The sequence below is a fragment of the Paenibacillus sp. plas6 genome (genome assembly GCF_057221655.1).
In genome coordinates, this window is sequence record NZ_CM170151.1 from 2,651,703 (window position 1) to 2,662,637 (window position 10,935).

Genomic DNA, 10,935 nt, shown 5'->3' on the forward strand with positions numbered 1-10,935 from the left:
ACTGAAAGTTTATCCCCCCTATAGAATGAAGATGTAGACAACAACTTCATTCTGTAGGGGGTTTTTGCATGAAAAGATTTAGTCGACAAAGTGTAATTATGCTATTGATTGCAATGCTGCTAATTCTCGGAGCATGCTCAAGCAATAGTAACAGTGGTTCCAGCTCAAATTCTTCAAGTAATGCTGGCAATACTGGAAGCGCAAACAACTCAGGAGCAGCAAGCGATTCTAGCGCTGAAAATATTACGCTAACAATGCTTGTTTCTGGCTCAAAAGCTGCGGAGGGTGAAGATTTTGAGCTTGAAATCTTCCCAAGATTAGTTAAAGAAAAGTTCCCGAACATTACGCTTGAGGTACAAAAGTTGCCTGATGAGCAATATTACACAACAGTGAAAACGAAGCTAGGTGCTGGGGAAGGTCCAGATATTTTTCTAGTATTCCCTAAGCTAGCTAATATGGGAGCAATTGAGGTTGCGAAAGCTGGCTATGCTGCTGACTTATCTGACCTTAGCTTTTGGGATCGTGTAAGTCCTTCAGCCAAAAATGATATGAGCTATGAAGGAAAAACGTATGCTGTTTCCAAAGGTATGGATATTTTAGGTGTGTACTACAACAAGTCACTATTTGAGCAAGCAGGTATTACTGATATTCCGCAGGACTGGCCAAGTTTCCTAGAAGCGGCTGAAAAGCTTAAAGCAGCAGGCATTACGCCAATTACGATGGGTGATAAAGATCCATGGGTTATTCAATTTGGTATGTATCAATTAGCTGCAAACAATGTCTATCCAACTGATCCAGAATTCGATAATAAGCTGCAAACTGGTGAAACACAGCTAACTGATGAAAAGTGGATTAAAACGATTAATCAATATAAAGAGCTTTATGAAAAAGGCTATGTGATGACTGGCTCTTTAGGTATGGCTAGCTCACAAGCTGCTCAGCAATTTATTGATGGTAAAGCGGCTATGATTTTTACTGGTACATGGGATTTGCCAAGCTTAACAGCAAATGGTGCAGCAGAATTTGAACGCGGCTTCTTCTCCTTGCCAGGTAATGAGCCTGGACAACCAGTATATGCGTCTGCATCTACAGCAGCTGGTTATGCGATTAATGCTAACTCTCCGCATTTAGAGGAAGCTAAGCAAGTATTTGAATATCTATTTGCTGAAGATTCTCCGCTTTTTGAAGCATGGGTTGCTTCTAATCCATCCATTAGCGTATTTAGCGGTGTAGAGCTACAAAATGATATTTTTGCTAATGTATTAAGTTATATTCAAGAAACAGGCAATGCATTCTACTTCTGTAATCAAATGTGGCCTGCAGGTGTAAGTGATGTGATGCAATCTAAATTTGCAGAAATTATTGGCGGCAGATCAACAACTGCGGAAGATGTAGCGAAAGCAATGCAGGACAAATATACAGAGCTAAACAAATAAAAAGATTGGCACAATGATGGAGCAGCGACTCTGCTCCATCGTTGTTTATTTGATAGGAAGGGAAAGAATCATCATGAATAGTACGGTCATGAAGAAAACAATGTACTTTTTTGTACTTCCTGCACTTGTTTTCTACTGTATTTTTTGGATATTTCCAATTATGAAGTTATTTCAATATAGTGTGACGGATTATAACGGCTACGTTCAATCTTTTAATTATGTTGGTTTAGATAATTTTAAGCAGTTATTTAAAGAAGACATTTTATTAACCTCAATAAAAAACACATTAATTTATACAGCAATTACGGTTATTTTAGGTAATATTATTGCCCTAATCATTGCAGTACTTTTAAATGCAAGTATTTCTGGTAAGGCGTTTTATCGTTCAGCTTTTTACATTCCGACACTGTTCAGTGCAATTGTTGTCGGCTTTATTTGGAGCTATGTTTATATGCCGCAGGATGGCTTGATTGCGTCATTTTTAGCAAAGTTTGGTATTACAACATGGGATACCAACTTTTTAGGCAGCTATACCAAGTCACTCTATTCAATTATTGTTGTTGATATTTGGAAAAATATTGGTACGAGCGTCATTATCTTTCTAGCAGGCTTACAAACCGTTCCTCAGGAGCTTATTGAAGCAGGGAAAATCGACGGTGCAGGCAGATGGAAACTATTCCGCTTTATTACCCTGCCAATGCTAGCAACCTCGGTAACCATTAATATAACATTAAGTGTCATTAACGGATTAAAAGCGTTTGACTTCCCATTCATTATGACAAATGGTGGTCCAGGAATTTCGACTAATACATTAATATTTGCCATGTATAAGATGGCATTTACTGATCAGCTATTTGGTAAGGCGGCTGCGCTTGGAATTATTTCATTTGCGATCATTATTCTTATTACGATTGTTTGCGTCTTTACGTTGAATAAGAAGGAGGTATCGGCATGAAGACTGAAACTCTATTCAAAAAGCTGGGGATGCATGTTGTGCTGCTTGCGCTAGTATTTATTAATTTAGTGCCATTAATTATTGTGCTATCCAGCTCACTTCGTTCACCAAAGAATATGACAAATCCATTGAATTGGTTTAATGAGTTCACGTTAGAAAGCTTTATCTCCGCATATACGCGAATGAATTTTCCAGTGGCGTTATGGAATAGCGTGGTGCTAACGGTTGTATCTGTTATATTTGTTGTTATCTTCGCTTCGATGGCAGCATATCCAATAGCACGAATTCGTACGAAAGTTAGTAAATTTCTTTATATCTTTTTTTTAGCAGGGCTTGTAGTGCCAGGTCAGATGGTACTCATTCCAATTATTCAAATGATTAAAAGTTTAGGTATTCCGCTTGGTCAATATACGCCAATTCTTATGTTTATTACATGTAGTCTTCCGTTCTCAACCTTCCTTTACACGGGCTTTATCCGCAGCAGTGTACCAGAGGAGATTGAGGAGGCTGCTTATCTTGATGGTGCAGGCATCATCGCGAGATTTTGGAAAATGGTTTTCCCGCTGCTCCTTCCTGTAACCGTATCGGTTATTATTACACAAGGGGTATGGATTTGGAATGATTACTTCTTCAATATGGTATTTATTACGAAATCAAGTGCTGCACCATTGCCTGTAGCAATGCTTGGCTTCCTTGGGGATCAGCAAAATCCAGCTCAATGGAACGTCTTGTTCGCGGCATGTATTTTGTGTGCTTTACCGCTTCTTATTTTATTTGTTGCACTACAGAAATATTTCGTTGGCGGATTAACAGTAGGCTCTGTAAAGGGATAACTATACAGAATTGATTGAGAACTCCAACTAATTTAAAATTAGGATATATAAGATGCTTTAGTTTCTTGAGAAACTGGGGCATCTTTTTTTGTCAGCTTTTTCTTTACGTTATGATCTGATAAAATGAGCAAAACAATTTCCGGCAAAAGGTGAGCGATATGAATATTGAAATAAAAGAAAAAATGGCAAAGCAAATTCTTACCGAGGTTAAGGGCTATTTGGACAGCGGGTTTACCCATTCTTTAAATCCTTACAGTGGTTGTGCTTTTGCCTGTTCATATTGCTATGTAAGGGAAATGCCGCTGCAACGGTTTAGAGATTTACCTTGGGGAAATTGGATCGATATAAAAATAAACGCAGCAGAGATTTATTTAACGGAAATGAGCAAGCTTCGACGCAAAGGCAAGCCAGTTCGCATCTATATGTCATCAGCAACTGATCCTTACCAGCCGCTGGAACGGCAGGCAGGAATCACTCGTCGATTATTAGAGGCTATGCTTGAATTGCCGCCGGACTTGCTAGTCATTCAAACACGTAGTCCGCTTGTTATACACGATATAGATTTGCTATTAAAGTTAAAAGAAAAGTGCAATCTAATAATTTCCATGACGATTGAGACGGATAGAGAGGAGATTAAGCGGCTATTTGCTCCGCTTGCCCCTGGCATTAAGCAACGTCTAAAAGCTTTAAGAAAGCTGCATGAAGCAGGAATTATGACGCAGGCAGCAATTTCTCCTGTTTTACCGTTTACTCCCGAGTTCCCTAAGCTATTAGTAGGGATTGTAGATCGTATTTGGATTGATACACTTATGATAGGTGATGGCCTGCAAGGAAAGCGATCTGCAAGACTGGGCATGCCTAAGTTGTTTAAAGAGCATGGCTTAACAGAATGGTATGAACACGATATCCATTTAAGAGTAGAAAACTATTTTAAGAAAACTTTTCCCGAGGAAATGATATTTCTTTCTAAGGAAGAAGCATTTCCAATGTAGGGCACGATAACCAGATTAACCCTAGTCAATTCAGGAGAGATAATGAACTAGTAAAAATATGAAACGGAGATGAGCTTTGCAGTGACGCCTTTTACTGAAAAAGTGATTGCGATTATTTCAGCCATTCCAGAGGGGAAAGTGATGACATACGGGCAAATTGCTGCAGCAGCAGGCAACCCTAGAGGTGCCAGAGCTGTCGTGCGAATTTTGCATTCGATGAGTCATAAATATAAGCTGCCCTGGCATCGTGTTGTCAACGCACAAGGGAAAATTGCTTTGCAGGATGAGGAAGCTCGCTTTAAGCAAATGCTTTATTTAAGCAGTGAACAGGTTGAAGTGGATGAAAGCGGGCAGATAGATTTAACGAAATATCAGCTTAAGCTATGAGAGATTGCTTCTTATTAGAGAGACTTGCGGCATGATGTTATAATGGACTGATGTAAAAAGTTTTTTTCTAAGTAATAGAGAGATTGATAGATATGAAGATAGAAATGGAGTAAGCAATGGAAACAGTCATCGGAGTGGAGCGACAATTTTTTGAAAAAAGGTTTCAAGAGTCAGCGATAAGGCTTAATGAAATTCAACAGCAAGCCGTTGTTCATACATCAGGACCGTTGCTGCTGCTTGCTTCACCTGGCTCAGGGAAAACGACAACGATTATAATGAGAATCGGTTATTTAATCGAGGTAAAAGGTGTTCATCCCTCGCGTATTAAAGCTTTAACCTTTAGTAAAGCAGCAGCGGGGGATATGCAGCGACGCTTTAATCAACTTTTTCCTGAAATTTCTCCTCCATCCTTTTCTACTATTCATAGCTTTGCTTATGAAGTTACAAGAATGTATTTACGCAAGAAAGGCATTTCCTTTCATATTATTGAAGGGGATGTTGAGAGCTTAAATGATGAAGCTGATACAGAAGATGTGTTGTTTGCAAATCAGCAGGCGAATCGTAACCGCCATGCTGCGATAGAGTTGGGGATGGATCAGGCTGCTGCCATCCCGCATAAAAAGCTGATTTTGCGGCAACTGTATACTCGCCTTGCAGGAGAACAGCTTAGCGAGGAGCAAATGGATGAGCTGACAACCTATATTAGCTACATTAAAAATAAATTGCTGACAAGAGAGCAATGGTCAGAGATAAGCTGTGATGTGCCGCATGCTGCAGAGCTGCTAGAGGAATATGAGCGCTATAAGCAGTCTGCTTATGATCGGTTGCTGATTGATTTTGATGATATGCTTATCCTTGCCAATAAGGCGATGCAAGAGGATGAGCGACTGCGGAAGATGCTACAGCAACGCTACGATTATGTGCTTACCGATGAAAGTCAGGATACTTCGCTTGTTCAGCATCAAATTATCGCCCAGCTTGCTCAGCAGCATCGCAATTTATGTGTAGTAGCAGACGATGATCAGTCGATTTATAGCTGGCGCGGAGCAGAGCCAAAATATTTGTTGGAATTTAAAAAGGTTTATCCTGAAGCAGTTATTCTCTATATGGAGCAAAATTATCGCTCGACTGCAAACATTGTTCGCCCAGCAGCACAGTTTATTAAGCGCAATAAACAGCGTTACCCTAAAACGATGTTTACTGAAAATGAAGCGGGACCACCTATTCAATTCCGTACTGTTCGTAAAGCAGAAGATCAGACCAAATATATAGTGGAGCAGGTAAAAAACGCAGAGAAATTAGGAGAAATTGCGGTGCTTTATCGTAATAATGCCTCGTCAATTCCGCTAATTAATGCGTTAGAGCGAGCAGGTATTCCATTTTACGTAAAGGATGGAGATTTACGATTTTTCTCACATTGGGTCGTTGAGGACATATTAAACTTTATGCGGATGTCCTTTACCGATAAACGAGTCGATTTACTGGAACGAATTCATCTAAAATTAAACAGCTATATTAGTAAGCAGCAGATTGCCTTCTTGAAGCAAATTCAAAACGATCAATCGGTGTTTGATAATTTGCTTAACAATGTGCAGCTTCAGCCTTACCAGGTGGAGCTGATTGAAAGTAATAAGCAGGTGTTTCAAGAGATGAAAGGGATACCGCCGCTGCCTGCGATTAAGATGATTCGCGAGCGTCTCGGTTATGAAAAGGCTGTTGGCAAAATATGTGAACGGCTTGGCTTCCGTAAAGATTATATTATCGGCATCATCAATACGTTAGAGGAAATTGCTGAAGATTTGGAAACGATGGAGCAGTTTGCTTGGCGTCTAAAGCATCTCGATCAAACGTTAAAGCAAGCCTCGCGACGGAGAGTAAAGGATGCTGTGACGCTTTCGACGCTGCATAGTGCGAAAGGTTTGGAATTTGAGAAGGTGTATATGATCGATTTGCTCGAGGGAGTGCTTCCTTCCAAGCATGATTGCAAGGAGGAGGAATTAGAAGAAGCAGCCAGACTTTTTTATGTTGGCATGACGAGAGCAAAGAGACATCTTGAGCTAATTACGTATTCCGAGCGTGGCGGTGAGCGAGCAATTGAATCAAGCTTTATGACAGAGGTTCGCCAGATTGTCCAGCCACCGTCGAAAAAGACGAATTCGTCCGCAAATCAACCAATAAAGCGTACAGCTTCGCAAGTTGGTGCTGTGCAAGTAAAACCGAAACAAGCAAGACCGAAGCAAGTACGACATCCCAATAGCATAAGTGACCGTAAGCAGCTTCATGTAAACTTAACAATTACCCATATCAAATTTGGAAAAGGAAAAATTGTTGAGCTTGATCATGAGCGGATTGTGATTGAGTTTGTCGAAGGAACTAAACGCCTTAGTCTTACCCAGTGTTTGGAGAATGGGTTGTTAATTGCCATGAAATCTTAAAGGCATAAATGTAATATATTAATGTTATACCATAAAGCCTTAAATCCGCCAGTTTCAGTTAATGTTGACTGGCGGTTTTTTATTATTTGGGCTTCTATTTGATAGTAACGAGCTGATAAGTATCTCCTTTCTCTTCCTTTCAGCAAATCTTCAACTTTCCTTAATCCTAGTTTAAAAGAAACTTTATACACTAGAATTGACCTTAATGGAAAAAATATTTAATGAAAGGCAGATGGTACGTATGAAACAACGATGTAGTTCGTTACTGCTTGTTTTTGCCTTAGCCATAACTTGCGCTATCGTTCCACAAGGAGTATTTGCAGCAACGAATGAAACAGTAATCAAGCTATCTGATACAGGAATTACTGTAGATGGGGTTACTGCTTCAACGGATTCTTCGGCTGCTGTATATACTGGAGCAAATATCATTTACTATGAAGCAGGGCATGATAGCAGCTACGGCGAAGGCACAGCAGCAGATGCCCATAGTGCAGAGGAAGCAGCGAAGCATACAGTAGTTACAATCACTCAGCCTGGTGTTTATCGTGTTTCAGGATTGCTTTCTGCAGGGCAGTTAGCGATTGACCTCGGAGAAGAGGCAGTAAGAAACCCAAGCGCAGTCGTAACACTGATTCTTGATGGTATAGATATAACGAATACAGTTGCACCGGCGGTTATTATCTACAATGTGTACGAGCCTTACAGTGCAAGTGAGGATACGAAAGGTGTGGTTGATTTAAGTAAGGCGGGAGCGCAAGTCATTATCGCTGATGGATCAGTAAACAGAGTGAATGGCTCCTATGTGGCAAAAATATACCAAGAGGGCACAACAAAAAAGCTGCATAAATACGATGGAGCCTTTTATTCCAAAAGAACGATGAATATTTCGGGTGAAACTTTTGGAACAGGAGAGCTGCATATTACAGCAGAAAACGAGGGGCTTAACTCTGAATTGCATCTTACAATTAATGGCGGAAACATTTATATTGAAGCGCAAGATGATGGAATTAATACGAATGAAGATAATATTTCTGTTACAACAATTAATGGCGGTTCTCTGTACGTTAATGCTGGCTTAGGAGCAGAGGGGGATGGTATTGATTCCAATGGTTACTTAACGATTAATGGCGGTCAAGTAGTAACAATGTCGAACGAGCGCAGTCCAGATGGTGGAATCGATGCCGATAAGGACATTACAATCAATGGCGGTACAGTAATCGCTCTAGGTACTCGTAATGATGCAGTATCAACTAGTTCCAAGCAGCCTTATATGGAGCTAAGCTTTGCGTCCACTCAAGCGGCAGGAACTACGATTACACTTACTGATGCAGCAGGCAATGAACTGCTAACACATAAGGCAGATAAAGCTTTTCAAAGCTTAACATTAACCGTACCTACTTTAAAGCAGCAAACTGAATATCATTTATATGTTAATGACAAACAACAGCAATATACTGGTAATGGCAAAATGGGCGGAGGCAGATTTGGCGGCGGCTTTGGCGGTAATCCACCTGGATCAACTGGACAAGGAAATCAGCAGATACCAGCTGGTACAGGAAATACGGCATTTATTATTTCTGATTCTGTACACAGCTTCTCTGGAATTACTGAAGCTTTAGATGGCAGCGGAAAAACAAGAGTAAATTTTACTGTTAATAATGGGGCTGGTATTAAAAGCGTCCCTTCAGGTGAAAAAGTAGTATTGGATCAAATTACGTACAGTGCGGATATACCAGAAACCGATATACAGCTTACAGTAACGGATGTTCCTTCTGAGGACTATGCACAGACATATCTATTATCTGAGCTGAATGGAAAATATGATTTAATTTTACCAGAGGAAGATGGAGACTATTTATTAACGATCGCGGTCGTCTCCTCGAATACGCAATTCTCTGGCGCTTCACAATGGAACTTCTCAATCGGCATACTTCCATTTATTGATATTCAAACAAACGACCCTGCATACCTTGCGATTAAAAAGCTGTATGATCGCGGAGTAATGATTGGGACAAGTACAACAAGCTTTTCTCCTAATGAAAGTGTAACACGAGCGACAGCAATTACGACGCTTGGCAGATTATTAGATGTGGAAGAGGTAGAAGACTCTGTTTTTAATGATGTTATTGCTAATAGCTGGTATAGCGGTTATGTTGGCTGGGCAGCCAATAATGGTCTTGTTATTGGCGACGGCAAAGGAAACTTTATGCCGAATCAGGTGCTAACTGCTGCACAGATTAAGTTAATTCTGTCTCGTTACATGGAGTTAAATAATATAGATATTAACGTAGACGAATTGTTGCCGATTGCAGGCAGCGAAAGCGTTACGCGTGCTGAACTGGCTGTCTTGCTTAGTGAGCTGTTGTAATAATTATTAAATAGTGCACCATTTCATTTATATATACACCCCTATGTGATAGACATGTGGTTCAAGCTAATGAGCCGCATGTCTTTTTATGTGTTAATATTAATCAGTGCAGCAGATTACGATTCATTCTGTGCTAACACATGGACGTGAAGGAGCAATTCGTGCGCAAGGTTGGCTAGATGAAGCAAGTGGAAGCAAGCAAATGGAGCTTATGCTGTTTGCAAAATTTACATTAAGCAAAGCTTCGGAAATGAAGGAGATCCATATTTTATATACAATACTATAGTTAATAAAAATACTCTTATAGTCTAGGAGGAGCATGGGATGAAGAAAAATTACTTAGGGAAATCCGAGCTGCAGGTTAGCGAAATTGGCTTGGGCTGTATGTCTCTTGGAGTAGATGAGGCGAATGCAACACGGCTAATTCATGAAGCGCTTGATTCTGGCGTAAATTTTTTAGATACAGCAGATTTATATGATGCAGGTCGCAATGAAGAGATTGTTGGTAAAGCGATTAAAGGTAAACGTCATGAAGTGATTTTAGCAACAAAAGTAGGCAATCGACGAATTGAAGGCCAAGAAGGCTGGGTATGGGATGCCTCGAAGGAATATATTTTAAGTGCGGTAAGAGATAGTTTGCGCAGACTTTGCACGGATTATATTGACCTGTATCAACTGCATGGCGGTATGATCGAGGACAATATTGATGAAACGATAGAAGCATTTGAGCAATTAAAGCAGGAAGGGGTCATTCGTGAATACGGAATTTCTTCGATTCGACCTAATGTCATACGTGAGTATGCTGCGCGTTCTTCGATTGTTAGCGTTATGAATCAATACAGTATCGTTGATCGTCGGGCAGAGGAGGAAGTGCTTGATCTGTTGCACAATAAAGGGATAAGTGTGATTGCCCGTGGACCGCTTGCTAGCGGTGCTTTAGCAAGTGGACGTGAGCCGGAGAAAGCAGTGCTTGATTACGATGTTGCTGCCCTTAAACAATTAAGAGAACAACTGTTGTCAATCTCAAGCGATTTAACTACACTAGCGATTCGATTTTCTCTTAGTCATCCTGCAGTAGCTGTAGCTATTCCAGGAGCGAGAACGAGCGAGCAATTGCGACAAAATATTGCAGCTGCACAAATGCCTCCGTTAACTGAAGAGCAAATTGAAGCAATTCGCAAATTTAGTATTGCAAATCGTTACACACTGCATCGTTAAACAAAGGCGAATCGAACTTATAAAGTAACGATTTATCCAAGATAATAAGCCCCCTAAAAGGTAGAAATTACATAACGATCCGCCTTTCAGGGGGCTTTTTGTTCATACACGAATACACGTCAAACTAATTAATCAATCTTCTTCCTTGGTGCTCACATATTCATTAGGGATATCATCACCAAATGGATTATTATTTTTTATTTGACTAAGTCGACCGTTACGAAATTCCCCACCATGCGTTCTGTTTTTTCGCTGCCCGTTGTTATCTGTTCGTTCATGGATATTATGCACATTATCTTGATTGCTCATCG

Annotated in this window: 10 protein-coding genes; 9 read left to right on the top strand and 1 reads right to left on the bottom strand. The window is 40.3% G+C overall.

Annotation, left to right across the window (positions count from 1 at the left end; all coding sequences use genetic code 11):
* Positions 1-68: 68 nt before the first annotated feature.
* The 9 genes from AC2TDL_RS11925 to AC2TDL_RS11965 all read left to right on the top strand — a co-directional run bounded on the left by AC2TDL_RS11925 (position 69) and on the right by AC2TDL_RS11965 (position 10,624).
* The gene (locus tag AC2TDL_RS11925; protein WP_484696327.1) at positions 69-1,436 is read left to right on the top strand and encodes an ABC transporter substrate-binding protein; all 1,368 of its coding nucleotides are present in this window, start codon (positions 69-71) and stop codon (positions 1,434-1,436) included.
* 73 nt (positions 1,437-1,509) lie between these two features.
* A complete protein-coding gene (locus AC2TDL_RS11930) occupies positions 1,510-2,391 on the top strand; it encodes a carbohydrate ABC transporter permease (RefSeq protein ID WP_484696328.1) in 882 nt (293 codons plus the stop codon).
* A complete protein-coding gene (locus tag AC2TDL_RS11935; protein ID WP_484696329.1) occupies positions 2,388-3,224 on the top strand; it encodes a carbohydrate ABC transporter permease in 837 nt (278 codons plus the stop codon). The genes AC2TDL_RS11930 and AC2TDL_RS11935 overlap by 4 nt, the downstream gene beginning before the upstream one ends.
* A gap of 158 nt (positions 3,225-3,382) precedes the next feature.
* Positions 3,383-4,216 (top strand): radical SAM protein, encoded by an 834-nt coding sequence (locus AC2TDL_RS11940; protein ID WP_484696330.1) that lies wholly within the window; start codon positions 3,383-3,385, stop codon positions 4,214-4,216.
* Positions 4,217-4,297: 81 nt separating this feature from the next.
* On the top strand, positions 4,298-4,603 hold the full coding sequence (locus AC2TDL_RS11945; RefSeq protein WP_484696331.1) for an MGMT family protein: 306 nt from the start codon (positions 4,298-4,300) through the stop codon (positions 4,601-4,603).
* Between the two features lie 116 nt (positions 4,604-4,719).
* Entirely contained in the window at positions 4,720-7,038 is a 2,319-nt protein-coding gene (locus AC2TDL_RS11950) for an ATP-dependent helicase (RefSeq protein WP_484696332.1), read from the top strand.
* Between the two features lie 241 nt (positions 7,039-7,279).
* Positions 7,280-9,406, top strand: coding sequence for a carbohydrate-binding domain-containing protein (locus tag AC2TDL_RS11955; protein ID WP_484696333.1), 2,127 nt, complete (start codon positions 7,280-7,282; stop codon positions 9,404-9,406).
* 106 nt (positions 9,407-9,512) lie between these two features.
* The gene (locus AC2TDL_RS11960; protein ID WP_484696334.1) at positions 9,513-9,692 is read left to right on the top strand and encodes a hypothetical protein; all 180 of its coding nucleotides are present in this window, start codon (positions 9,513-9,515) and stop codon (positions 9,690-9,692) included.
* A 38-nt stretch (positions 9,693-9,730) separates the two neighbouring features.
* Positions 9,731-10,624, top strand: coding sequence for an aldo/keto reductase (locus AC2TDL_RS11965; protein ID WP_484696335.1), 894 nt, complete (start codon positions 9,731-9,733; stop codon positions 10,622-10,624).
* A gap of 132 nt (positions 10,625-10,756) precedes the next feature.
* Here AC2TDL_RS11965 and AC2TDL_RS11970 read toward each other — a convergent pair whose 3' ends face one another.
* Positions 10,757-10,933 carry a hypothetical protein gene (locus AC2TDL_RS11970; protein WP_484696336.1) on the bottom strand — a complete coding sequence of 59 codons (177 nt, stop codon included), beginning with the start codon at positions 10,931-10,933 and terminating at the stop codon, positions 10,757-10,759.
* Between the last annotated feature and the right edge of the window lie 2 nt (positions 10,934-10,935).

What these genes read in the sequence shown, in the direction of transcription:
- AC2TDL_RS11930 (WP_484696328.1), top strand. Translation starts at nt 1,510, where the DNA reads ATGAATAGTACGGTCATGAAGAAAACAATGTACTTTTTTGTACTTCCT.
- AC2TDL_RS11955 (WP_484696333.1), top strand. Translation starts at nt 7,280, where the DNA reads ATGAAACAACGATGTAGTTCGTTACTGCTTGTTTTTGCCTTAGCCATA.
- AC2TDL_RS11965 (WP_484696335.1), top strand. Translation starts at nt 9,731, where the DNA reads ATGAAGAAAAATTACTTAGGGAAATCCGAGCTGCAGGTTAGCGAAATT.
- AC2TDL_RS11950 (WP_484696332.1), top strand. Translation starts at nt 4,720, where the DNA reads ATGGAAACAGTCATCGGAGTGGAGCGACAATTTTTTGAAAAAAGGTTT.
- AC2TDL_RS11940 (WP_484696330.1), top strand. Translation starts at nt 3,383, where the DNA reads ATGAATATTGAAATAAAAGAAAAAATGGCAAAGCAAATTCTTACCGAG.
- AC2TDL_RS11935 (WP_484696329.1), top strand. Translation starts at nt 2,388, where the DNA reads ATGAAGACTGAAACTCTATTCAAAAAGCTGGGGATGCATGTTGTGCTG.
- AC2TDL_RS11970 (WP_484696336.1), bottom strand. Translation starts at nt 10,933, where the DNA reads ATGAGCAATCAAGATAATGTGCATAATATCCATGAACGAACAGATAAC.
- AC2TDL_RS11925 (WP_484696327.1), top strand. Translation starts at nt 69, where the DNA reads ATGAAAAGATTTAGTCGACAAAGTGTAATTATGCTATTGATTGCAATG.